The organism is Pseudoxanthomonas taiwanensis, assembly GCF_010093135.1.
In the GTDB taxonomy this organism is placed as follows: Bacteria; Pseudomonadota; Gammaproteobacteria; order Xanthomonadales; family Xanthomonadaceae; genus Pseudoxanthomonas; species Pseudoxanthomonas taiwanensis.
The window spans coordinates 1-22,058 of the sequence record NZ_PDWK01000024.1 but is presented as its reverse complement, the minus strand read 5'-3'; the positions used below and the strand labels follow the sequence as shown (position 1 = coordinate 22,058).

Here is a 22,058-nt window from a genome sequence, read left to right as displayed (position 1 = left end):
CTCACTCCGGTGGCAGCAGGGCCAGCGCCCGCAGGCAGGCGTGGCGGTGTTCATGGCCACGGCCCGGTCCCAGCTGCGGCTGGCCGGGCAGGCGCAGACGGTAGCGGCGGCCCTCGCGCTCGGCCTGGTCCACCCAGGCGGCCAGGCGGGCGATGCGCTGCTCGTAGGCCAGCCCGGCCAGCGCCTGCCAGTCCAGCAGCACGTCCAGGCCCTGGCTGCGCTCGAACTCGCGCACCACCAGGCCGTCGCGGCGCGCGCTGTGCTTCCAGGCGATGCTGCGCGGCGGATCGCCCGGACGATAGGCGCGCAGCTGCTCGGGGGATTCGCCGGTGCGGGCCGGGTGGCTGCGCCCGGCCTGGCCGCCGGCATCGGGCAGGGGCGGCGGCGTGGCTTCGGCGCGCGGATACACCAGCAGCGCCTGCCGCGGCCATACCCGCGCCCAGGCGCGGACCAGGCCCAGCGGCTGGGTGGTGGACAGGCGGATCCGGCCCGGCAGCAGCCAGCCGCGGCGGTGGGTCGGCACCGGCAGGACCAGCTCGGCGCGGCCGTCCTCGCCGAGGCTGGCGGTGGCGTGCGCGGCACCGAGGTCGGCGCGCAGCCCGCGGCGGCGCCGGCCGTCGCCGGCGGCCAGCGCCAGCTTCAGCCACAGCGTGTCGCCGGCCGGCACAGGTTCGGCCGAGACGGTCTCCACGCGCAGCCCGGACAGCTGCAGGTGGGCGAAGACCAGGCTGGCCAGCCCGGCCGCGCCCAGCAGCAGGGCCAGCAGCAGGGCCGGGTTGTTGTTGTAGTTGAGCGCGCCCAGCACCATCGCCACCACCAGCGCGCCGTAGAACAGGCCGAACCGCGTGGGCAGCACGTACACGCGGCGGCGGTCGATGGTCGCAGGCAACGCCTCGGCCGCGCGCGGGCGCTCCAGGGCCCGCAGGCGCTCGTACAGGCCGCGCCAGGCCTCGCGCATCAGTCCACCGGCACCGCTTGCAGCACCGCCCGCGCCAGGTTCTCGGCCGGGCCGGCCTCGGCCTCCGGCACCAGGCGGTGGCCGGCCACCGGCACGAACAGCGCCTGCACGTCCTCCGGCAGCACGTGGTCGCGCCCCAGCAACAGGGCGTGGGCGCGCGCGGCGCGCAGCAGCGCCAGGCCGGCGCGCGGCGACAGGCCCACGCGCAGGCCCGGATGGTGGCGGCTGCGCGCCAGCAGCGCCTGCACGTAGCCCACCAGCGCGTCGCTGGCGTACACCTGCGCCACCGCCCCGCGCAGCGCGCGCAGCGTGTCCGCGTCCAGCGCCGGGCGGGCGCGGGCGATCAGCTCCCGGCGGTCGGCGCCGGTGAGCAGGGCACGCTCGGACTCCGGGCTGGGGTAGCCCAGCGAGAAGCGCAGCAGGAAGCGGTCCAGCTGCGAGTCCGGCAGCGGGAAGGTGCCGGACAGGTCCACCGGGTTCTGCGTGGCGATCACGAAGAACGGATCGGGCAGGGGGTGGGTGGTCCCGTCCACGGTCACCTGGTGCTCGGCCATCGCCTCCAGCAGCGCGCTCTGCGTGCGCGGCGGCGCGCGGTTGATCTCGTCGGCCAGCAGCACGTGGGTGAACACCGGGCCGGGGTGGAACTGGAAGCGGCGCGTGGCCGCGTCGTACACCGACACGCCGAGCACGTCGGCCGGCAGCAGGTCGGAGGTGAACTGCACGCGCTGGAAGCCCAGGCCCATGGTCGCCGCCAGCGCATGGGCCAGTGTGGTCTTGCCCAGGCCCGGCAGGTCCTCGATCAGCACGTGGCCGCCGGCCAGCATGGCGACGAAGGCCAGGCGCACCTCGCGGGCCTTGCCCAGCACCAGCGAGTTGACCTGGTCTTGCGCGCGGGCCAGGGCCTCGCGCAGGGTGTCGGTTAGCATCGCTTCGGTGGAGCCTGTCGTTTGCGCCATCGCAGCCGTTTCCTGGAGAACGCACGGAGTGTAGCGGGAATGCAGGGAGAACTACGCGCGCGCCGCACCTTCCTCGCCCTGTGGGGCGTGGCCCTGTTGCTGAAGGTGGCGGTGGCCGCGCGGCTGCCCCTGTTCGTGGACGAGGCGTTCTACTGGCAGGAGTCGCGCCACCTGGCGCTGGCCTATTCGGACCTGCCGGGCATGACCGCGTGGCTGGTCCGGCTGGGCACGCTGCTTGGTGGCGACCACGTGCTGGCGGTGCGCCTGCCGTTCCTGCTGCTGGGCGCGCTGGTGCCGTGGTGGGTGGTGCGCATCGGCCGGCGCTGGTTCGGCGTCATCGCCGGCTGGAACGCCGGCAGCCTGGCGGTGCTGCTGCCGCTGCTGGGTGCGCTGGGGGTGATGGCCCTGCCGGACGTGCCGCTGGCTTTCGCCACCGTGCTGTGTCTGCACGCCGGCGTGCGCCTGCTGCGCGAGGTCTCGCCGGCGGCCGTGCTGGAGCTGGCCGCGGGCCTGGCCCTGGGCGCGCTGAGCCACTACCGCTTCGGCGGGGTGATCGTGGCCGGCGCGGCGGCGATGCTGTGCCTGCCGCAGGGGCGGCGCCTGGCGCGCGACCCGCGGGTGATCCTGGCGCTGGCCTTCGGCGCGCTGGCCTGGGCGCCGCTGCTGCTGTGGAACCTGGAGAACGGCGAGGCCGGGCTGCGCTTCCAGCTGGTGGACCGCCACCCGTGGGCGCCGCACGCCGGCGGCCTGGCGTTCCTGCCGGTGCAGGCGCTGGTCGCGACGCCGCCGCTGTTCGTGCTGCTGGCCGTGGCCGCATGGCGGCACGTGCGCCCGCAGCGGGCCACGCGGCCGCAGTGGCAGTTCCTGGGCCTGTTCGGCGCGATCGTGCTGGCGGGCATCTTCGCGCTGGGCTTCGTCACCGACAGCGAGCGGGTCAGCTTCCACTGGCCGGTGCCCGGCTACCTGGCCCTGCTGCCGGCCGGCGCGGCCATGCTCGCCCGCCTGGCGCCGCGCTGGCAGCGCCTGGTGTGGGGCGTGGCCGGGCTGGGGCTGTGTGCGGTGCTGGGCTGGCTGCTGGCCGTGTCGGCGCCATCGATGCGCGCCGCCAGCGCCGGCAGCAAGCACTATCCGCGCAACTTCGCCGGATGGTCGGCACTGGCCGAGGCCGTGCGCGGGGAACTGGCGCGGATGCCGCCGGGCACGCGCCTGCTGGTGGACGACTTCAAGCTCGGCGCCGAGCTGGGCTTCGAGCTGGGCGACGCACGCATCGCGGTGCTGGACCACCCGCTCAACCATGCGCACGGGCGGGCGCCGCAGCTGCGGCTGTGGGGCCTGGAGGGCCCGCCCGCGGCCGGGGTGGCGCAGCCGGCGCTGCTGGTGCTGGCGCCCGGGCACGTGCCGTTCAAGGCGCTGCTGGACCGCTACCACGCCGTGTGCGGGATGCTCGGCCCGCTGCCGCCGCCGGCGCGCACCGTGCTGGTGGACCACGGCGCGCAGCGCTTCCTGCTGCTGCGCCTGCCGGCGCGGCGCTCGCCGCCGCGGCAGGGCTGCGTGACTCCGGCGCTGGCCTGGATCGACGCGCCCGGGCCGGGGGAGGAGGTCGCCGCGCCGTTCACGGTGCGCGGCTGGGCGTTCAAGGAAGGGGTGGGGCTGGCCCGGGTCGAGGTGACCCTGGACGGCGCGGTGGTGGCCGAGGCCGAGTACGGCGCACCGCTGGACGTGCGCGGGCATTTCCCGGGCTCCACCGATCCCCACCATCCGCACGTGGGCTTCCAGGCGCGCGTGGACGTGCCCGCCAGCCTGGCCGGCCGCCGCTGGCTGGGCCTGCGCCTGCACGGCGCCGACGGCAGCGTGGAGGAGTGGCCCGAGGTGCCGGTGCGGATCGTCAGCGCCGCGGCGCGCCGGTAATATCCGGCTCCCTTCCGGAGGAATCCCGCCATGGACCAGCCCAGTGCCGGTGCCGGCACCTTGCGTGTCGCGCTGCTGGTGCCGTGCCGCAACGAGGCCGCCACCGTCGCGGAGGTGGTGGCCGCCTTCCGCCGCAGCCTGCCGCAGGCGCAGTGCCACGTGCTGGACAACGCCTCCGACGACGGCACCGCCGGGCTGGCGCGCCAGGCCGGCGCGGTGGTGCACCCGGTGCCGCTGCGCGGCAAGGGCAACGTGGTGCGGCGGGCCTTCGCCGACATCGAGGCCGACGTCTACGTCATGGTCGACGGCGACGCCACCTACGACGCCGAGGCCGCACCGCGGCTGGTCCGGCGCCTGCTGGAGGAGGGGCTGGACATGGTGGTCGGTGCGCGTGTGGACCAGGACCCGGCCGCGTACCGCGCCGGGCACCGCTTCGGCAACCGCCTGCTGACCCGCTGCGTGGGGCTGCTGTTCGGCAACAGCTTCCAGGACATGCTGTCCGGCTACCGGGTGTTCTCGCGCCGCTACGTCAAGTCGTTCCCGGCGCACGCGGCCGGCTTCGAGATCGAGACCGAGCTGGCGGTGCACGCCCTGCAGCTGCGCATGCCGGTGGCCGAGGTGCCGACCCGCTACTTCGCGCGGCCGGAAGGCTCGACCAGCAAGCTCAACACCTGGCGCGACGGCGCCCGCATCCTGGCCACCATCCTGCGCCTGTTCAAGGCCGAGAGGCCGCTGCTGTTCTTCTCGATCATCGCCGCGGCCAGCATGCTGCTGTCACTGGTGCTGGCCGTGCCGCTGCTGCTGACCTTCCTGGAGACCGGGCTGGTGCCGCGCCTGCCCACCGCGGTGCTGTGCTCCGGCCTGGCGCTACTGGCGGCCCTGGCGCTGGCCTGCGGGCTGATCCTGGACACGGTCACCCGCGGCCGGGTCGAGGCCAAGCGCCTGGCCTACCTGGCCATCCCGCGCACGCAGGGCACCGTGCCCGGCCTGGCCCAGGCGACCGGGGAGGAGGCGGATGCCTGGGGCGTGGCGCGGGAGGCGGCCGGTGGCTGAGCGCTTCCCGCGGCTTGCGGCCGCCGCGCGCCGGCTGGCCGTCCATTGCGGTTTCCAGTCGCGGCGCGGGCGGGCAACCGCCACCGTCGCGGTCGCCGCGCTGTGCGCGCTGCTGGCCCTGCTGCGCGGCCAGGACATGAACTGGGACCTGCGCAACTACCACCTGCACAACGCCTGGGCGTGGCTGCAGGGGCGGGTGGGCCTGGACCTGGCCCCGGCGCAGATGCAGAGCTACTTCGCGCCGTGGCTGGACCTGCCGTACTACCTGCTGGCCTTGCATGCGCCGGCGCCGCTGGCCGGGCTGCTGCTGGGCCTGCTGCACGGTCTGGCCTTCCTGCCGGCGGCCTGGGTCGCCTGGCGCATGCTCGAGGGCGATGCGCGGCGCGGCTGGCTGGCGCCGCTGCTGGCCCTGTCCGGGCTGGCGGGCGCCGCGTTCCTGGCGGAGCTGGGCAACACCATGGGCGATGCCAGCACCGCGCCGCGGGTGCTCGGCGCGCTGGCCCTGGCGTTGCCCGAGGGTGGGCGGTGGCGTGGGGCGCGCCTGGCCTGGGCCGGCCTGCTGCTGGGCGCGGCGGTGGCGCTGAAGCTGACCAATGCGGTCTACGCCGTGGCCCTGGGCCTGGCGGTGCTGGCCGCCCCCGGACGCTGGACGGCGCGGCTGTGGGCGGCCACGCGCCTGGCGGCCGCCGCGCTGGCCGTGTTCGCGCTGCTGGACGGGCCCTGGCTGTGGACCCTGTGGCACACCTTCGGCAACCCGCTGTTCCCGCAGTTCAATGCCTGGTTCCAGGCGCCGCTGGCGCAGCCGGTGTCGGTGGCCGACGTGCGCTGGCTGCCGTCCAGCCTGGGCGAGGCGCTGCTGCGCCCGCTGCTGTTCACCGCCAGGCCGCACCTGGTCAGCGAGGTCGGCATGCGCCAGCTCATCTGGGCGCTGCTGTACCTGGCCGCGCTGGCAACGCTGGCCGCCTGGCCGCTGCGGCGCCTGCGTGCATGCGCCCGGCCGGCCACGGGCGATGCCGCGGTGGCGCGCTTGTTCACGGTGTTCTTCGTGGCCGGCTTCGTGCTGTGGCTGGCGCTGTTCAGCATCCACCGCTACCTGGTGGTGCTGGAGCTGCTGGCGCCGCTGGCGCTGTGGGGACTGCTGCAGCGGCTGCTGCCGCCGCGCCGCGTCGGGCGCGTGGCCGGTCCGGCGATCGCGCTGTCGGCGCTGGTGGCACTCAGCGGCTGGGGCGACTGGGGGCACGCCGGCTGGCGGCGCGAGGCGTTCCGGGTGGAGCGGCCGGCCGGGCCGGCGCCGGCGGCGGTGCTGCTGGTCGGTGACCAGCCGCAGGCCTGGCGGCTGCCGTTCCTGTGGACGGACACCACCTACGCCTCGGTGGGCTCGAACTTCCCCGAGTCGGCGGCCTACGCCGACCGGATCCGGCGGATCGCCGCCTCCGGCGCGGTGCTGGCCATGCTTTCGCCCGGCGAGTCCGCCGTGCCGATCGAGCGCCGCGCGCAGCGCATCGAACGGCTCAACCGCTGGGCCGCGCGGCTTGGCCTGGACGACGGCGACTGCGCGCTGATGCGGGCCCTGGCCCGGCGCAACCGCCGCCTCGACCTGGCGCCGGACGGCGGGCCGTGCCGGTTCGTGGCCGCGGACGATGCCGCGGCGGCGCTGGCGCAGGCCGATGCCGCCCTGATGGCGCAGGCGCAGCAGATCCTGTCCCGCTACGGACTGGCGCTGGACGCGGACGGCTGCCGCGACCATGCCAGCTGGATCGGCGACCAGGCGTTCGCGTACCGGCTGTGCCCGGTGCGCGGCGGCGGCTGAGCGCTCAGGGCAGGGTGAAGCCGGCCTCGCGCAGCAGCCGCGACAGGGCGATCAGGGGCAGGCCGACCAGCGCCGTGGGGTCGGTGGACTCGATCGCGTCGAACAGGGTGATGCCCAGACCCTCGCACTTGAAGCTGCCGGCGCAGTCGAACGGCTGCTCGGCGTCCACGTAGCGGCCGATCTCCTCCGCCGTGAGCCGGCGCAACCGCACCACGGTGCGGTCGGCCGCCACCAGCGCGCGGCCCGGTCCCTGCAGGCACACCGTGGTGTGGAAGGCCACGGCCTTGCCGCTCATCGCCGTCAGCTGCGCCACCGCGCCCTCGCGGCCGCCGGGCTTGCCGAGCGGGCGGCCGTCCAGCTCGGCCACCTGGTCCGAACCGATCACCCAGGAATCCGGATGCCGCAGGGCCACGGCCTGGGCCTTGGCCTTGGCCAGCCGCAGGGCCAGGGCGGCCGGCGCCTCGCCCGGCAGCGGCCGCTCGTCCACCTCCGGCCGGGCGGTCCGGAAGGGCAGGCGCAGGCGTTGCAGCAGTTCACGGCGGTAGGGCGAAGTGGAGGCCAGGACGAGCATGGGCATGGGGGCGGGGAAGGCGCACAATGGAAGACCAGTGTGGGCGCGCGTGTGCGCCGCGGCAACGGTGCGCGGGTCACGCGCGCGTGCGGTTTGACACCACGCGGCCCAGTCCTTAACATTCAGCGGCTTATGTCCGCAGGTGCGTCTGTCGTGCAGGTACCCGAATCGCTGGACGCCTGGCGGATGGTCGCCGCGAGGCGCCGTTTCGAGGGGCGTCTGCCGTTGTCGGCGATGGCCCGGCTCGGCGGCTGCCTGGCCGATGCCGAGGGCGAATGCAGCTTCGTGCTGGAGTTCGGCCAGGACGCGCTGCAGGTGCCGTTCATCGAGCTGACCATCGAGGCGGGCCTGCCGCTGGTGTGCCAGCGCAGCCTGGAGCGGGTCGTGCTGCCGGTGCAGCTGGTGCAGCGGCTGGGCCTGATCCGTGACGAGGCCGACGAGGCCGCGTTGCCGCCGGGCTACGAGTCGCTGCTGGTGCCGGAGGACGGTCAGCTGCGCCCGGCCGACCTGGTCGAGGACGAGCTGGTCCTGGCGGTGCCGGTGGTGCCGGTGGCCCCGGGCAGCGAGCCGGTCGAAAGGACCTGGCCGGCGGACGAGGAGGAACTGCGGGCAGCCAGTCCGTTCGCGGCGCTGGCGGCCCTCAAGAAGGACAAGTAGGACGGCCGCGCCGCCGCCGCAGGCGCCCTTGCAATGGCACCGGCGGGTGGCATCGAGGTCCCACAGTTACGCAATCAAATCCGAGTTGGAGCAATCCCATGGCTGTTCAGAAATCCCGTGTCACCCCGTCCCGCCGCGGCCAGCGCCGTTCCCATGACGCGCTGACGGCCAAGCAGCTGTCGACCGACCCGACCACCGGCGAGATCCATATCCGCCACCACATCACCGCCGACGGCTACTACCGTGGGCGCAAGGTGATCACCACCAAGGCCCCGGTGGTCGAGGAAGACTGAGTTGGACCCTGCCGGCGCGCGCATCCTGCGCGCGCCGGACGGCAATTCGTGGTGCGGCTCCCGAGGGAGCCCAATCGGGAGCTTGCATGAGCGGACGCATCTATTCGCGTATCGCCGGAACCGGCAGCTATCTGCCGGAGAAGGTGGTGACCAACGACGACCTGGCCAGGGTGGTCGACACCAGCGACGAGTGGATCCGCACCCGCACAGGCATCCGTGAGCGGCGCGTCGCCGCCGAAGGGCAGACCACCAGCGAGCTCGGCTACCAGGCCGCGCTGCGCGCGCTGGAGGCCGCCGGTGCCGCCCCGTCCGACATCGAACTGATCGTGGTGGGCACGACCACGCCCGACGTGGTGTTCCCGTCCACCGCCTGCCTGATCCAGCAGAAGCTCGGCATCGCCGGCTGCCCGGCGTTCGACGTCAACGCCGCCTGCTCGGGCTTCATCTTCGCCCTGAGCGTGGCCGACCAGTTCATCCGCAGCGGCGCGGTGAAGACCGCGCTGGTGATCGGCGCCGAGACCCTGACCCGCATGGTGGACTGGACCGACCGCACCACCTGCGTGCTGTTCGGCGACGGCGCCGGCGCGGTGGTGCTCAAGGCCGACGCCGAGACCGGCATCCTTTCCACCCACCTGCACGCCGACGGCAGCAAGCGCGACCTGCTGCAGTGCCCGGTGGGCGTGTCCAGCGGCTTCCAGAAGGACGCCGACAACGCCGGCGTGCGCATCCTCATGACCGGCAACGAGGTGTTCAAGCACGCGGTCAAGGCGCTGGACGGCGTGGTCGACGAGACCCTGGCCGCCAACGGCCTGGACAAGCGCGACCTCGACTGGCTGATCCCGCACCAGGCCAACCTGCGTATCATCGAGGCCACCGCCAAGCGCCTGGAGATGCCGATGGACCGCGTGGTCGTCACCGTGGACCGCCACGGCAACACCTCCGCCGGTTCGGTGCCGCTGGCGCTGGACGAGGCGGTGCGCTCGGGCCGCGTGCAGCGCGGCCAGCTGCTGCTGCTGGAGGCCTTCGGCGGCGGCTTCACCTGGGGCTCGGCGCTGCTGCGCTACTGAGTGCATGGCGGCGGGCGCAGGTGCGCCCGCGCCGTGGCACATACGCCGTGGTACAGACAAACCCGGCGTTTCGCCCGTATCATCGCCGCACTTTCGCCAATTGCGCACGCGCGTGACCCAACCGACGCTTGCTTTCGTTTTCCCCGGACAGGGTTCCCAGTCCGTGGGCATGCTGGCCGACCTGGCCCAATCCCACCCGGTGATCCGCGAGACCTTCGCCGAGGCCTCGGAGGGCGCGGGCGTGGACCTGTGGAGCCTGGCCCAGCAGGGCCCGGAAGAGACCCTCAACCAGACCGAGTACACCCAGCCGGCCCTGCTGGCCGCGGGCGTGGCCGTGTGGCGCGCCTGGCAGGCGCAGGGCGGGCCGCAGCCGGCCATGCTGGCCGGCCACAGCCTGGGCGAGTACACCGCCCTGGTCGCCGCCGGCGCGCTGTCGCTGCATGACGGCGCGCGCCTGGTGCGCCTGCGCGGCCAGCTGATGCAGGAGGCCGCCCCGGCCGGCACCGGCGCCATGGCCGCGGTGCTCGGCGCCGAGGATGCCGTGGTCGAGGAGGTCTGCACGCAGGCTTCCGGCAGCGGCGTGGTGGTGCCGGCCAACTACAACTCCCCCGGCCAGATCGTGATCGGCGGCGAGGCCGCCGCGGTGGACGCGGCGCTGGCGCTGCTGGCCGGGCGCGGCGTGCGCAAGGCGGTCAAGCTGGCCGTGAGCGTGCCCTCGCACACCCCGCTGATGCGCCAGGCGGCCGAGCGCCTGGGCGAAGCGCTGGCCTCGGTGCAGTGGCAGGCGCCGGCGCTGCCGGTGGTGCAGAACGTGGACGCGCAGGTGCACGATGGCGTGGACGCCATCCGCGACGCGCTGGTGCGCCAGCTCTACCTGCCGGTGCGCTGGACCGGCTGCGTGCAGGCGCTGGCCGCGCGCGGCGCCACCCGCGTCGCCGAGTGCGGCCCGGGCAAGGTGCTGGCCGGCCTGGTCAAGCGCATCGACAAGTCGCTGGAGGCGCGCGCCATCGGTGCCGCGGCGGACTTCGAGGCGGCGCTGGCGGACTGGCGCTGACCCCACAGACCGCGGCCGCATCCGGCCGCATGCAACGGAACACGAGGACGAGATGAGCAACCTGCCCCTGAGCGGCGAGATCGCCCTGGTCACCGGCGCCAGCCGCGGCATCGGCGCGGCCATCGCCGACGAGCTGGCCGCGCGCGGCGCCACCGTGGTCGGCACCGCCACCACCGATGCCGGTGCCGAGGCCATCGGCGCGCGCCTGGCGGACAAGGGCGGCCACGGCCGCAAGCTGGACGTCACCGACGGCGCGGCGGTGGAGGCGCTGATCGACGCCATCGCCAAGGAGTTCGGCCCGGTCTCGATCCTGGTCAACAACGCCGGCATCACCCGCGACAACCTGCTGATGCGGATGAAGGACGAGGACTGGCAGGCCATCCTCGACACCAACCTGACCAGCGTCTACCGCACCTGCAAGGCGGTCATGCGCGGCATGATGAAGGCGCGCAAGGGCCGCATCATCAACATCGCCTCGGTGATCGGCGCCACCGGCAACGCCGGCCAGGCCAACTACGCCGCGGCCAAGGCCGGCATCATCGCCTTCAGCAAGTCGCTGGCCAAGGAGATCGGCAGCCGCGGCGTGACCGTCAACGTGGTCGCGCCGGGCTTCATCGACACCGACATGACCCGCCAGCTGCCGGAGGAGGCGAAGAACGCCATGCTCGGGCAGATCGCCCTGGGCCGCTTCGGCGAGCCGGCAGACATCGCCCGCGCCGTGGCCTTCCTGGCCGGGCCGGACGCCGGCTACATCACCGGCGAAACCCTGCACGTGAACGGCGGCATGTACATGGCCTGATCCGGCCTCCGCCTGGACCTGCAGGAGTTGGCGTAAGCTTTTGATTCGGCTGCGGTTGCGGGAAATGGCCCGGGGCCGCGCCTTTTGACTACACTATCCGCCCTGTGGAAAGTGAAACCCGTGCCGCCGCCTGAGGCGGTCCGACCGACAAACCCCTCCGCCTGGAGCAGCAAACCCATGAGCACCATCGAAGAGCGCGTCAAGAAAATCGTCGTCGAACAGCTCGGCGTCAAGGAAGAAGAAGTGACCAACAGCGCCTCGTTCGTCGACGACCTGGGCGCCGACTCGCTCGACACCGTCGAGCTGGTGATGGCCCTCGAGGAAGAGTTCGAGTGCGAGATCCCGGACGAAGAGGCCGAGAAGATCACCTCCGTCCAGCAGGCGATCGACTACATCAAGGCCCACGTCAAGAACTGACGCGTGCCCAGACCGCGGGCCGGGCTTCGGCCCGCGGCGCAAGTACACAAACCGGGGCCGCTGTGTGCGGCCCCGTGCGCGTCTGGCGGGCACGTACGCCGCCGGACGGGCCGATGCAGCTATTCACTAGGAGCCGTCAATGAGCCAGCGTCGCGTCGTAGTCACCGGCATGGGCATGGTCACCCCGTTGGGCAACGACCTGGCCAGCAGCTGGGACGGAATCATCCACGGCCGTTCCGGCATTGGTCCGGTCACCCATTTCGATGCGTCGGCGTTCAGCACCCGCATCGCCGGCGAGATCCGTGGCTTCGATCCCACCGCCTTCATCCCGCCGAAGGAGGCGAAGAAGATGGAGCCGTTCATCCACTACGGACTGGCGGCTTCCTTCATGGCGATGGACGACGCCGGCCTGGAGGTGACCGAGGCCAACGCCGAGCGCATCGGCGCGATCATCGGCTCGGGCATCGGCGGCATCCTCGGCATCGAGGAGCAGACCGCCAAGTACCTGGAAGGCGGCCCGCGCAAGATCTCGCCGTTCTACGTGCCCAGCACGATCATCAACATGCTCCCGGGTCAGCTGAGCATCCTCAAGGGCATCAAGGGCCCGAACTTCTCCGCGGTCTCGGCCTGCGCCACCTCCAACCACTCCATCGGCGTGGCCATGCGCATGATCCAGTACGGCGACGCCGACGTGATGATCGCCGGCGGCGCCGAGCGCGGCTCCTCGCCGACCTCGATGGGCGGCTTTTGCTCGATGAAGGCCATGTCCACGCGCAACGACGAGCCCGAGCGTGCCTCGCGCCCGTGGGACGCCGAGCGCGACGGCTTCGTGCTGGGCGACGGCGCCGGCATCCTGGTGCTGGAGGAGTACGAGCACGCCAAGGCCCGCGGCGCGCGCATCTACGCCGAGCTGGCCGGCTTCGGCTCCAGCGCCGACGCCAACCACATGACCGCCCCGTGCGAGGACGGCGAGGGCGCCGCGCGCTGCATGCTGGCCGCGCTGCGCGACGCCGGCCTGGCGCCGGAGCAGGTGGACTACCTCAACGCGCACGGTACTTCGACGCCGCTGGGCGACCTGGCCGAGACCCTGGCGGTCAAGCGCGCCTTCGGCGACCACGCCTACAAGCTGATGGTCAGCTCGACCAAGTCCATGACCGGCCACCTGCTGGGCGCGGCCGGCGGCGTGGAGGCGATTTTCTCGGTGCTGGCCATCCACCACGGCATCGTCCCGCCGACGATCAACCTGGAGAACCCGGGCGAGGGCTGCGACCTGGACTACGTGCCCAACACCGCGCGCCAGGCGAAGGTGGACGTGGCCATGTCCAACGGCTTCGGCTTCGGCGGCACCAACGGCACCCTGGTGTTCCGCCGCATCTGACGGCCTGCCGGCCCGGCGACGGGCCGGCGCGGGCTTCCGGCCAGGTGCCATCCCGCGTCCATGACCGCCATGCCGCACCTGCGACCGCTCCCCGGCCACACCGACCTGCTGGCGCTGCACCGGGTGGACCCGGCGCGCTATCCGCTGCTGCTGGAATCGGTGGCGGCGGGCACCGCGCAGGGACGCTGGGACCTGCTGCTGCGCGCCGACGGCGGCGGCCTGCGCCTGGACCATGACGGCACCACCCGCACGCTGGACGGCGCGCCGCTGCCCGGCGGCTTCCTGCAGGCGCTGGACGCGGCCTGGCTGCGCGCACGCGCCGGCCATGGCGCGGCGGACCCCGACTGGCCGTTCCAGGGCGGCTGGGCACTGCTGCTGGACTACGAACCGGCCGCCCAGGCCGAGCCGGTACTGCGCCTGCCCGTGCGTGGCGCCGGCCGCCCCGTCGCCCTGGCGCTGCGCTGCCCGGCGGCGGTGCTGCGCGACCGTGCCAGCGGCCGCTGCGTGGCGCTGGCCGAGCCCGGCCACGCGCCGCTGCTGGAGGCCATCGCCGCCGACCTGGCGGCGGTGTGCGCGCTGCCGCCGCTGCCGCCCTGGCAGCCGCCGGCGGAAGCGGGCGAGGACGAGCCGCGGCGCTTCCTGGACGGCGTGGAGCGGGTGCTGGCCTGCCTGCGCGCCGGCGACGTGTTCCAGGCCAACCTCTCGCGCGGCTGGCACGCGCGCTTCCGGCAGGCGCCGGATCCGGCCGCGCTGTACGCGCGCCTGCGCCAGGCCAACCCGGCGCCGTTCGCCGGGCTGTTCGCCGGCGCGGGCTGGGCGGTGGCCAGTTCCTCGCCGGAGCGGCTGGTGGCGGTGCGCGGACGGCGCGTGGAGACCCGGCCGATCGCCGGCACCCGCCCGCGCCTCCCCGGCGACGACGACGCGGCACGCATCCGCGAGCTGGTCGGCCACCCCAAGGAGCGCGCCGAGCACGTGATGCTGATCGACCTGGAGCGCAACGACCTGGGCCGCGTGTGCGAGCCGGGCAGCGTTCAGGTGGACGAGCTGATGACGGTGGAGAGTTACGCCCACGTCCATCACATCGTCAGCAACGTGCGCGGCACCCTGCGCGCGGAGGTGACGCCGGGGCAGGTGATCGCCGCGGTGTTCCCCGGCGGCACCATCACCGGCTGCCCCAAGGTGCGCTGCATGCAGGTCATCGCCGAGCTGGAGCAGGCGCCGCGCGGCGCCTACACCGGCGCCTTCGGCTGGCTGGACCGGCGCGGCGACCTGGACCTGAACATTCTGATCCGCAGCGCCGAGCTGCAGGGCGATGCGCTGGCCTTCCGCACCGGTGCCGGCATCGTGGCCGACTCGGTGCCGGCGCGCGAACTGGACGAGACCCGGGCCAAGGCGCGCGGCCTGCTGCGCGCCCTCGGCGTGCCCGGATGAGCGCGGGCGGACGTGCGGTCGCGGTATCCTGAGCGCACCGGATCGGACGAGGTGGTTGTGGCAGGCGGAACGAAACGCATGCGCTGGTGGTGGGTGGTTCCGCTGTGCCTGGGGCTGGCATGCGCGGTCGCGGCGGGCGTGGCCTGGGTGCATTTCCAGCGCTTCGCCGACACGCCGGCGGTGGGCCCGGATGCCGCGCCGAGCGTGGTGGTCGAGCGCGGTGACGGCTTCCGCACCGTGCTGCGCAAGCTGCGCGCGGCCGGTGTGGCTGTCGGCCACGACCTGGAATGGCAGCTGCTGGCGCGGCAGATGGACGCGGCCGGCCGGATCAAGGTCGGCGAGTACGCGCTGGAGCCCGGCATGAGCCCGCGCACGCTGCTGCAGCGCATGCGCGAGGGACGGGTGTTCCGCTGCCGCTTCCCCCTGGTCGAGGGCTGGAACTTCCGCCAGCTGCGCGCCGCCCTGGACGCGGCCGAGCCGCTGCGGCACGAGACCACCGGCATGGACGACGCCGCGGTGATGGCGGCCATCGGCAAGCCCGGCCAGCACCCGGAGGGGCGCTTCCTGCCGGAGACCTACCTGTACCAGCGCGGCGACAGCGACCTGGACCTGCTGCGCCGCGCCCACGCGGCCATGGAACAGGCGCTGGCCGAGGCCTGGGAGGCGCGCGCGCCGGACCTGCCGCTGCAGTCGCCGGAGGAGGCGCTGATCCTGGCCTCGATCGTGGAGAAGGAGACCGGCCAGGCGCACGAGCGCCCGCAGATCGCCGGCGTGTTCACCCGCCGCCTGCGCAAGGGCATGCTGCTGCAGACCGACCCGACCGTGATCTACGGCCTGGGCAGTGCCTTTGACGGCAACCTGCGCAAGCGCGACCTGCTCGCCGACACCCCGTACAACTCCTACACCCGCCCGGGCCTGCCGCCCACGCCGATCGCCATGCCCGGCCGCGCCGCGCTGCAGGCGGCGGTGAACCCGGCCCCGGGCGACGCCCTGTACTTCGTCTCGCGCAACGACGGCAGCCACGTGTTCTCGGCCACCTATGCCGAGCACGCCGCCGCGGTGGACTGCTACCAGCGCCGCCGCAACTGCCCGGCGGCCGCCGCGGGGGAGCAGCGATGAGCGCGCCGGCGGTCCTGCCGCGGCATCCGCGGCTGATCAGCCTGGAAGGCGGCGAGGGCGCGGGCAAGAGCACCGCCCTGGCCAGCGTGCGCGAGCTGCTGCTGCGGCGCGGCCACGAAGTGGTGCTGACCCGCGAACCGGGAGGCACGCCGCTGGCCGAGCGCATCCGCACCCTGCTGCTGGACGGCCGCGGCGCCGAGGACGAGCCGCTGCTGCCGGAGACCGAGCTGCTGCTGATGTTCGCCGCGCGCGCCCAGCACGTGGCGCAGGTGGTGCGCCCGGCGCTGGAGCGTGGCGCCTTCGTGGTCAGCGACCGCTTCACCGATTCCAGCTACGCCTACCAGGGCCACGGCCGCGGCCTGGACCCGCAATGGATCGCCGAGCTGGAGCGCCGCGCCGTGGGCCTGCGCCCCGGCCTGACCCTGCTGCTGGACCTGGACGTGCGCGAGGGCCGCGCCCGCACCAGCGGCCGCGACCTGTGGCCGGACCGCATCGAGCGCGAGCAGGACGAGTTCTTCGAGCGCGTGCGCGCCGGCTTCCGCGCGCGCGCGCAGGCCGAGCCGGAGCGTTTCCGGGTGATCGACGCGGCCCGGCCGCCGCAGGCCGTGGCCGCGGCGGTGGCCGCGGCGGTGGCCGACTGGCTGGACGCGCAGGAGCGGGCATGAGCACGCTGGCGCCCTGGCAGCAGCGCGTCTACGACCAGGCCGTGGCGGCGCTGGCCTCCGGCCGCATGGGCCACGCCCTGCTGCTCTGCGGCCCGGAGGGCATGGGCAAGCGCGCGCTGGCCGAGCGCCTGGCCGCGCACGTGCTGGGGCAGGGCGATCCGGCGCACGCGCAGCGCGCCGCCCAGCTGCTGGCCGCCGGCACCCATCCGGACCTGCACGTGGTCACCCTGGAGCCGAACCGTGACGGCAGCCGCCTGCGCAGCGAGATCGTGATCGAGCAGGTGCGCGAGCTGTCGCAGCAGCTGGCGCTGACCCCGCAGTACGGCGAGGCGCAGGTGGCCATCATCGACCCGGCCGAAGCGCTCAACCCCGCCGCCTGCAACGCCCTGCTCAAGACCCTGGAGGAACCGGCCCCGGGCCGCTACCTGTGGCTGGTCAGCTCGCGCCCGGCGCGGCTGCCGGCCACCATCCGCAGCCGCTGCCAGCGCCTGGAGGTGCGCCTGCCGCCGCGCGAAGAGGCGATGGCCTGGCTGCTTTCGCGCGGCCACGCGCAGGAGGCGGCGGCCGAGGCGCTGGAGGCGGCGCGCGGCCATCCCGGCCTGGCCGACGCCTGGCTGCAGGGCGACGGCCTGGCGCTGCGCCGCGAGGTGGCCGCCGACCTGGCGCAGCTGGAGGCCGGGCGCGCCGATCCGGTGGAGGTGGCGCAGCGCTGGGCCGGCGACGGGCGCGCCGAGGAGCGGCTGCGCCACGCGGCCGAGCACGCCGTCGCCCGGGCCGCGTCCGGCTTGACCGATCCGGCGCGATTGCACAAGCTGGCGGAGTGGTTCGACGCGGCCAACCGCGCGCGCGACCTGCTGAGGAGCACGGTGCGCGCGGACCTGGTGATGGCCGAGCTGTTGCTCGCCTGGCGTGACGGGGCCGCGAAGACGACCGGCAATAGGGGGAACGCATGAGTGCTGCGAGCGGACGCCAGGGCATCCTGTCGCTGGCGGTGAAGGACAAGGCGCAGCTGTATTCGGCATACATGCCGTTCATCCGCAACGGCGCGATCTTCGTGCCCACGCCCAAGCGCTACTTCCTCGGCGACGAGGTGTTCCTGCTGCTGACCCTGCCCGATTCCAGCGACCGCCTGCCCATCGCCGGCAAGGTGGTGTGGGTCACGCCGGTCGGCGCGCAGGGCAACCGTAGCGCCGGCATCGGCGTGCAGTTCCCGGACACCCCGGAAGGCGAGGCGGTGAAGAACCGCATCGAGACCCTGCTGGCCGGCAGCCTCGGCGCGGACCGCCCGACCCAGACCATGTGAGCCGGGCGCGCGCACGGCGCGCGCCGGCACCGCCGCCGGCCCGGCCGGCGGCGCCCCTCTTCGCCCGCCGCCAGGGGGGGCCAGGCGCGCACGGGTGCTGGTCCTGGCGAGGGCGGCCGCCGGTGGCGCGGCCGCCGCGCCGCATCCGTCCACGGTCCGCCTGGAGGGCACGCTGGCGGTCGAGGGGGCCCCGCGCCTGGGCGGCCGCCTGCTGCACCTGTCGCTGCCAGGCAGGCCCAACCTGCTGCTCGTGGGCGACGCGGTGCGGGCCCGGCCGGAGCCGGAGCCCGATGCCGACGGCCCGCACATCCCCTACATGGGCCACGAGGTGTGGGTCGGCCCGCAGGCGGACTGGTGGCGGTTCCAGGACCTCAATCCCGCGCGCCGGCGCGCGGCGGCGCAGTGGCCGCCGGATCCGTGGCTGGCGCACGCGCCGGCGCGGGTGCTGGAGCAGGGCGAGGGCCACCTGCGCCTGGAGGGCGCGCCCAGCCCGGTCAGCGGCGTGCGGCTGGTCCATGGCTTCACCCTGGCGCCGGACCGGCCGGCCATCGCGCTGGAGGTGGAGATGCGCAACATCCGCCGGGAGCCCGTGGCGCGCGACATCTGGTTCAACTCGCGGGTGCCGCCGGAAACGCGCGTGTTCGTGCCGGTCGCCGCCGATGGCGGCGGTGTGCGTGTGCGTTCCGACACCGGCGGGGGCTACGACGGCCTGGTGGTGCGCACGGCCGACGGCCTGCTGAGCCTGGAACTGGAACCGCCCGGCCCGGGCCTGCACGGCCGCCGCGGCAAGGTGTTCATCCAGCCGGCGGCCGGCTGGATCGCCGGCTTCCGCGCCGGGCAGGCCTTCCTCATCCGCTTCGACCACCAGCCGCCGGAACGCATCCACCCGGAGCAGGGCCAGGTGGAGCTGTACATGGACTGGCGTCCGGACGCGGCCGACACCGGCATGCTCGAGCTGGAGGTGCACGGCCCGTACACCACCCTGGCGCCGGGCGCGGCGGTGCGGGCGCGCGAGGAATGGACCGTGCTGCCCTACCCGGGGCAGGACACGCCGCAGGCGCAGGCCGCGTTCCTGCCACGCCTGCTGGAGGCGGCCGGCGTGCGCTGACGCCGGCCGCGGCCGCTCATTCCGGCGGCTGGCGCAGCAGCGGGTTGTCCCAGCCCGGGCGCGGGGCGAAGCGGTCGCCGTGGCGCGCCTGCAGGGCCTTGAGCTTCTCCAGCAGGGCGTCGGCGCCGGCGCTGCGGATGTACTGGATCGGGCCGCCGCGGAACGGGGCAAAGCCGGTGCCGAAGATCACGCCCGCATCCAGCAGGTCGGCGTCGTCCACCACGCCGTCGTGCAGGCAGGCCACCGCCTCGTTGAGCAGCGGCAGGATGAGGCGGTCCTCCAGGTCGGACGGGGCCTGGTAGCCCTGCGGCACCGGCGGCTTGACCGGCTTGCTGCCCTTCTCGGTCTTCTCCCACTTGTACAGGCCCTGGCCGTCCTTCTTGCCGCGCTTGCCCGGCTCCACCGCGGACAGCGCCGCCGGCAGCTGCAGGCCCAGGAACGGCGACAGCTCGGCGCCCACGCCCTGGGCCACGTCCAGGCCCACGGTGTCGATCAGCTCGATCGGGCCCATCGGCATGCCGAAGTTGACCGCGGCCTTGTCGATCACCGCGCCGGGGATGCCCTCCGCGTAGGCGTGCGCGGCCTCCAGCATGTACGGGAACAGCACGCGGTTGACCAGGAAGCCCGGGGTGCCGGCCACCGGCACCGGGAACTTGTCCAGCGCCTTGCAGAAGGCGGCCAGACGGCGCACCGTGGCCTCGTCCAGGCCGGCGTGGCGGACGATCTCCACCAGCGGCATCTGCGCCACCGGGTTGAAGTAGTGCAGGCCGGCGAACCGGGCCGGGCGGGCAATGTGTCCGCGCAGCTCGTCCAGCGGGATGGACGAGGTGTTGGTCACCAGCAGCGCGTCGGGCTTCATCCGCGGCTCCAGCGCCTGGTACAGCTCGCGCTTGGCCTCCGGGTTCTCGATGATCGCCTCGATCACCAGGTCGGCCTTCGCCACACCGTCGCCGGCCAGGTCGCCCTGCAGGCGCGCGGCCACCTCGGCGCGCCTGGCCTCGTCCTTGACCTTCTTCCTGAAAAGCTCCTGGGCGCGCGCCAGGGCGCCGTCGATGAAGCGCTGCTCGCGGTCCTGCAGGGTGACGGTGAAGCCCTTGTACGCGGCCCAGGCAGCGATGTCGCCGCCCATCACGCCGGCGCCGACCACGTGCACATGGGCGATGCCGTGCTCCCTGCCGCCCAGGCCCTTGAGCCGCTCGCTGAGGAAGAAGATGCGGATCAGGTTGCGCGCGGTGGCGCTGCCGGCCAGCTTGACCACGCCGCGCCGCTCGGCGGCCAGGCGGCCCTGGATGCCGGCACCGCCGCTGCGCTGCCAGGTGGAGATCAGCGTGTAGGGTGCCGGATAGTGCTCCTTGCGCGCCTTGCGCGCGACCTGCTTGGCCATCTGCGGCGCCAGCAACTGGCGGGCCGGCCAGGTGTTGGTCAGCCAGCCGAGCAGGCGCTGGCGCAGCGGGCGGGTGGTGCCCTGCAGGGCCAGCGAGGCGGCCGTGTCCTCCAGCAGCGCCGGCTCGGCGACCTTGTCCACCAGGCCCATGGACCGGGCGGCCTGCGCCGACACGGTGCGGCCGGTCAGCATCAGGTCCATGGCCGCCGGCGCGCCGACCAGGCGCGGCAGGCGCGCGGTGCCGCCCCAGCCGGGGAAGATGCCCAGGCGGGTCTCCGGCAGGCCGATGCGGGTGGACGGGTGGCTGGAGGCGACGCGGTAGTCGCAGGCCAGGGCCAGCTCGGCGCCGCCGCCCAGGCAGTGGCCGTGGACCGCGGCCACGGTCGGGCAGGGCAGCTCGGCCAGCTTCTGGAACACGGTCTGGCCACGCCGGATGGCATCCTCCACCGTGCCGCGGCGGTCGAACTCCTGGAACTCCTTCAGGTCGGCGCCGGCGATGAACCCGGCCGGCTTGCCCGAGCGCACCACCACGGCGCGCGGCGGGTCGATGGCCAGGCGCTCGACGATGTCGTCCAGCTCGATCAGCACGTCCTGGGAGAGCGCGTTGACCGGCGCGTCCTGGCGGTCCAGGGTCAACACCACCACGCCGTCGTCGCGGCGGGTGACCTGCCAGTGGCTGAATCGGAGTCCGTCGAAGCCTGGAAGCATGGCGAAAACCATCCGGTCATGTATGGAAGGGGCGGCTATCATCCCGAGGTTGTTTCTGCCGCGTCAAATCCACATACACGGCAGGGCAGGCCCGGCGCCCCCCCTTGGCGCCACGGCACGCGCGACCCTACGCGCGGTCCGGTTAAGGTCCTGCATGGCCGGCGCCGGGCGCGCCGGTCCCCGGATCCGGTGGCGGCCCCCGCCAGGCCGCTGAACTTTTTCCGGCAATGGCGGTCACAGAGCGCGGCCCCGGCCGAGCTGGACAGGAGTACGGCCCGGTGGCCGAAGGAACGCAACAGAAGGATTCCAACCAGGACCTGGACCTCGGTCTGGTCCGCAGGGTGCAGGCCGGCGACAGCGCCGCCTTCGACCTGCTGGTGCGCAAGTACCAGCACCGGATCGTCGGGCTGATCGGCCGCTACATCCCGGACTGGAGCGAGTGCCAGGACGTCGCCCAGGAGACTTTCCTGCGCGCCTACCGCGCGATCGGAAGCTTCCGGGGCGAGGCCCAGTTCTACACGTGGTTGCACCGGATCGCCGTGAACACCGCCAAGAACCACCTCGTAGCCCACAACCGCCGTCCGCCCACGGACGACATCGACGCGGCCGAGGCCGCCCAGTACGAGGCCGGCTCGCGCCTGCGCGACACCGACACGCCCGAGCGCGAAGCCATGCGCGGCGAGCTGGAGCGCGCGGTGATGGCGGCCGTGGAACGGCTGCCCGAGGAGCTGCGCGTGGCCATCACCCTGCGCGAAGTCGAGGGCCTGAGCTACGAGGAGATCGCCCAGCGCATGGGCTGCCCGATCGGCACGGTCCGCTCGCGCATCTTCCGCGCGCGCGAGGCCATCGACGCCGAGCTGCGGCCCCTAGTCGAAGTCCGGAGTGCCACCCGGGAGCGGAACCGTCCATGACCCAGCAGCAGTACCCCAACCGCGGCGCCGGGGGCGCCGACCGGATCGAGACCCACTACCGCCAGCAGCTCTCCGCGCTGGTGGACGGCGAGCTGGCGCCCGACGAGGCCCGCTTCCTGCTGCGCCGCCTGCAGCACGACCAGGAGCTGGCCGGCTGCTACGAGCGCTGGCAGCTGTGGGGCCAGGTGATGCGCGGCGAGGTGCGCGAGGCGGTGGCCACCGACCTGGGCCGGCGCGTGGCCGAGGCGGTGCGCGCCGAGGCCGAGACCGCGGCCGCGGCGGCCGCCGGGCGGCGCCGGAGCTGGATGCGCTGGGGCGGCGGTGCCGCGCTGGCCGCCTCGGTGGCCGTGGTGGCGCTGCTGGCCGGTCGGCCGGAGCTGGCCCCGCAGCCGGGTGTGCCGGCCGCCTCGGTGGCCGGTCGTGCCGACACGGCCCCGGAGCCGCGCGACGCGGCCGCGCCGGTGGCCGTGCAGGCGCACGCCGAGCCGCAGCTGGCCGCGGTGCCACC

At 74.1% G+C, this 22,058-nt stretch carries 22 protein-coding genes; 18 read left to right on the top strand and 4 right to left on the bottom strand.

Annotation, left to right across the window (positions count from 1 at the left end; genetic code table 11):
- Position 1: 1 nt before the first annotated feature.
- Together CR938_RS06530 and CR938_RS06525 are read right to left on the bottom strand one after the other, a co-directional pair.
- Positions 2-958, bottom strand: coding sequence for a DUF58 domain-containing protein (locus tag CR938_RS06530; protein WP_162124230.1), 957 nt, complete (start codon positions 956-958; stop codon positions 2-4).
- On the bottom strand, positions 958-1,914 hold the full coding sequence (locus CR938_RS06525) for an AAA family ATPase (protein WP_246190996.1): 957 nt from the start codon (positions 1,912-1,914) through the stop codon (positions 958-960). The genes CR938_RS06530 and CR938_RS06525 overlap by 1 nt, the downstream gene beginning before the upstream one ends.
- Positions 1,915-1,953: 39 nt before the next feature.
- On the opposite strand from CR938_RS06525, the gene CR938_RS06520 reads away from it, so the two are divergent.
- Genes CR938_RS06520 through CR938_RS14795 form a run of 3 tightly spaced genes read left to right on the top strand, consistent with a single transcriptional unit; the run spans position 1,954 to position 6,685 of the window.
- Positions 1,954-3,822 carry a glycosyltransferase family 39 protein gene (locus CR938_RS06520; protein ID WP_162124229.1) on the top strand — a complete coding sequence of 623 codons (1,869 nt, stop codon included), beginning with the start codon at positions 1,954-1,956 and terminating at the stop codon, positions 3,820-3,822.
- Between the two features lie 30 nt (positions 3,823-3,852).
- Positions 3,853-4,875, top strand: a complete 1,023-nt coding sequence (locus CR938_RS06515; RefSeq protein WP_162124228.1) for a glycosyltransferase family 2 protein — start codon at positions 3,853-3,855, stop codon at positions 4,873-4,875.
- A complete protein-coding gene (locus CR938_RS14795; protein ID WP_162124227.1) occupies positions 4,868-6,685 on the top strand; it encodes a hypothetical protein in 1,818 nt (605 codons plus the stop codon). Before CR938_RS06515 ends, CR938_RS14795 begins: the two co-directional genes overlap by 8 nt.
- Positions 6,686-6,689: 4 nt before the next feature.
- Here the strand turns inward: CR938_RS14795 and CR938_RS06505 are convergent, their stop codons facing one another.
- Complete coding sequence (locus CR938_RS06505; protein WP_211365190.1) at positions 6,690-7,262, bottom strand: Maf family protein; 573 nt, start codon at positions 7,260-7,262, stop codon at positions 6,690-6,692.
- Positions 7,263-7,388: 126 nt separating this feature from the next.
- Here CR938_RS06505 and CR938_RS06500 point away from each other — a divergent pair, with 126 nt between their 5' ends.
- The 13 genes from CR938_RS06500 to CR938_RS06440 all read left to right on the top strand — a co-directional run bounded on the left by CR938_RS06500 (position 7,389) and on the right by CR938_RS06440 (position 18,547).
- Entirely contained in the window at positions 7,389-7,913 is a 525-nt protein-coding gene (locus CR938_RS06500; RefSeq protein WP_162124226.1) for a YceD family protein, read from the top strand.
- A 98-nt stretch (positions 7,914-8,011) separates the two neighbouring features.
- Positions 8,012-8,206, top strand: coding sequence for a 50S ribosomal protein L32 (rpmF, locus tag CR938_RS06495; RefSeq protein WP_162124225.1), 195 nt, complete (start codon positions 8,012-8,014; stop codon positions 8,204-8,206).
- An 86-nt stretch (positions 8,207-8,292) separates the two neighbouring features.
- Positions 8,293-9,273 carry a beta-ketoacyl-ACP synthase III gene (locus CR938_RS06490; RefSeq protein WP_162124224.1) on the top strand — a complete coding sequence of 327 codons (981 nt, stop codon included), beginning with the start codon at positions 8,293-8,295 and terminating at the stop codon, positions 9,271-9,273.
- A gap of 112 nt (positions 9,274-9,385) precedes the next feature.
- Positions 9,386-10,327, top strand: coding sequence for an ACP S-malonyltransferase (fabD, locus tag CR938_RS06485; RefSeq protein ID WP_162124223.1), 942 nt, complete (start codon positions 9,386-9,388; stop codon positions 10,325-10,327).
- Between the two features lie 52 nt (positions 10,328-10,379).
- On the top strand, positions 10,380-11,126 hold the full coding sequence (gene fabG, locus CR938_RS06480) for a 3-oxoacyl-ACP reductase FabG (protein ID WP_162124222.1): 747 nt from the start codon (positions 10,380-10,382) through the stop codon (positions 11,124-11,126).
- 177 nt (positions 11,127-11,303) lie between these two features.
- The gene (gene acpP, locus CR938_RS06475) at positions 11,304-11,543 is read left to right on the top strand and encodes an acyl carrier protein (protein ID WP_162124221.1); all 240 of its coding nucleotides are present in this window, start codon (positions 11,304-11,306) and stop codon (positions 11,541-11,543) included.
- Positions 11,544-11,682: 139 nt separating this feature from the next.
- Entirely contained in the window at positions 11,683-12,921 is a 1,239-nt protein-coding gene (gene fabF, locus CR938_RS06470) for a beta-ketoacyl-ACP synthase II (RefSeq protein WP_162124220.1), read from the top strand.
- A gap of 69 nt (positions 12,922-12,990) precedes the next feature.
- Positions 12,991-14,352 carry an aminodeoxychorismate synthase component I gene (locus CR938_RS06465; RefSeq protein ID WP_162124219.1) on the top strand — a complete coding sequence of 454 codons (1,362 nt, stop codon included), beginning with the start codon at positions 12,991-12,993 and terminating at the stop codon, positions 14,350-14,352.
- 78 nt (positions 14,353-14,430) lie between these two features.
- Positions 14,431-15,471 carry an endolytic transglycosylase MltG gene (gene mltG / locus CR938_RS06460; RefSeq protein WP_162124218.1) on the top strand — a complete coding sequence of 347 codons (1,041 nt, stop codon included), beginning with the start codon at positions 14,431-14,433 and terminating at the stop codon, positions 15,469-15,471.
- Positions 15,468-16,136: a dTMP kinase gene (gene tmk, locus CR938_RS06455; protein WP_162124217.1), complete on the top strand. Its 669-nt coding sequence runs from the start codon at positions 15,468-15,470 to the stop codon at positions 16,134-16,136. Before mltG ends, tmk begins: the two co-directional genes overlap by 4 nt.
- Complete coding sequence (locus CR938_RS06450; protein WP_162124216.1) at positions 16,133-17,089, top strand: DNA polymerase III subunit delta'; 957 nt, start codon at positions 16,133-16,135, stop codon at positions 17,087-17,089. Before tmk ends, CR938_RS06450 begins: the two co-directional genes overlap by 4 nt.
- Complete coding sequence (locus CR938_RS06445) at positions 17,086-17,439, top strand: PilZ domain-containing protein (RefSeq protein ID WP_162124215.1); 354 nt, start codon at positions 17,086-17,088, stop codon at positions 17,437-17,439. The genes CR938_RS06450 and CR938_RS06445 overlap by 4 nt, the downstream gene beginning before the upstream one ends.
- A gap of 94 nt (positions 17,440-17,533) precedes the next feature.
- Positions 17,534-18,547 carry a DUF4380 domain-containing protein gene (locus tag CR938_RS06440; protein ID WP_162124214.1) on the top strand — a complete coding sequence of 338 codons (1,014 nt, stop codon included), beginning with the start codon at positions 17,534-17,536 and terminating at the stop codon, positions 18,545-18,547.
- Positions 18,548-18,563: 16 nt separating this feature from the next.
- On the opposite strand, the gene CR938_RS06435 is transcribed toward CR938_RS06440, so the two are convergent.
- On the bottom strand, positions 18,564-20,639 hold the full coding sequence (locus CR938_RS06435; protein WP_162124213.1) for a 3-hydroxyacyl-CoA dehydrogenase NAD-binding domain-containing protein: 2,076 nt from the start codon (positions 20,637-20,639) through the stop codon (positions 18,564-18,566).
- Positions 20,640-20,917: 278 nt separating this feature from the next.
- On the opposite strand from CR938_RS06435, the gene rpoE reads away from it, so the two are divergent.
- The gene (gene rpoE, locus CR938_RS06430; protein WP_246190995.1) at positions 20,918-21,550 is read left to right on the top strand and encodes an RNA polymerase sigma factor RpoE; all 633 of its coding nucleotides are present in this window, start codon (positions 20,918-20,920) and stop codon (positions 21,548-21,550) included.
- On the top strand, positions 21,547-22,058 hold a 512-nt coding region (locus CR938_RS06425; protein WP_162124211.1), incomplete at its 3' end, for a sigma-E factor negative regulatory protein. The genes rpoE and CR938_RS06425, both read left to right, overlap by 4 nt.

Bases quoted from the DNA above. Each gene is read 5' to 3' on its own strand.
- CR938_RS06530 (WP_162124230.1), bottom strand. From the start codon at position 958: ATGCGCGAGGCCTGGCGCGGCCTGTACGAGCGCCTGCGGGCCCTGGAG.
- CR938_RS06525 (WP_246190996.1), bottom strand. From the start codon at position 1,914: ATGGCGCAAACGACAGGCTCCACCGAAGCGATGCTAACCGACACCCTG.
- mltG (WP_162124218.1), top strand. From the start codon at position 14,431: ATGCGCTGGTGGTGGGTGGTTCCGCTGTGCCTGGGGCTGGCATGCGCG.
- CR938_RS06500 (WP_162124226.1), top strand. From the start codon at position 7,389: ATGTCCGCAGGTGCGTCTGTCGTGCAGGTACCCGAATCGCTGGACGCC.
- acpP (WP_162124221.1), top strand. From the start codon at position 11,304: ATGAGCACCATCGAAGAGCGCGTCAAGAAAATCGTCGTCGAACAGCTC.
- CR938_RS06465 (WP_162124219.1), top strand. From the start codon at position 12,991: ATGCCGCACCTGCGACCGCTCCCCGGCCACACCGACCTGCTGGCGCTG.
- CR938_RS06435 (WP_162124213.1), bottom strand. From the start codon at position 20,639: ATGCTTCCAGGCTTCGACGGACTCCGATTCAGCCACTGGCAGGTCACC.
- fabG (WP_162124222.1), top strand. From the start codon at position 10,380: ATGAGCAACCTGCCCCTGAGCGGCGAGATCGCCCTGGTCACCGGCGCC.
- CR938_RS06505 (WP_211365190.1), bottom strand. From the start codon at position 7,262: ATGCCCATGCTCGTCCTGGCCTCCACTTCGCCCTACCGCCGTGAACTG.
- CR938_RS06450 (WP_162124216.1), top strand. From the start codon at position 16,133: ATGAGCACGCTGGCGCCCTGGCAGCAGCGCGTCTACGACCAGGCCGTG.
- CR938_RS06490 (WP_162124224.1), top strand. From the start codon at position 8,293: ATGAGCGGACGCATCTATTCGCGTATCGCCGGAACCGGCAGCTATCTG.
- tmk (WP_162124217.1), top strand. From the start codon at position 15,468: ATGAGCGCGCCGGCGGTCCTGCCGCGGCATCCGCGGCTGATCAGCCTG.
- rpmF (WP_162124225.1), top strand. From the start codon at position 8,012: ATGGCTGTTCAGAAATCCCGTGTCACCCCGTCCCGCCGCGGCCAGCGC.
- CR938_RS06445 (WP_162124215.1), top strand. From the start codon at position 17,086: ATGAGTGCTGCGAGCGGACGCCAGGGCATCCTGTCGCTGGCGGTGAAG.
- fabF (WP_162124220.1), top strand. From the start codon at position 11,683: ATGAGCCAGCGTCGCGTCGTAGTCACCGGCATGGGCATGGTCACCCCG.
- CR938_RS06520 (WP_162124229.1), top strand. From the start codon at position 1,954: ATGCAGGGAGAACTACGCGCGCGCCGCACCTTCCTCGCCCTGTGGGGC.
- CR938_RS06515 (WP_162124228.1), top strand. From the start codon at position 3,853: ATGGACCAGCCCAGTGCCGGTGCCGGCACCTTGCGTGTCGCGCTGCTG.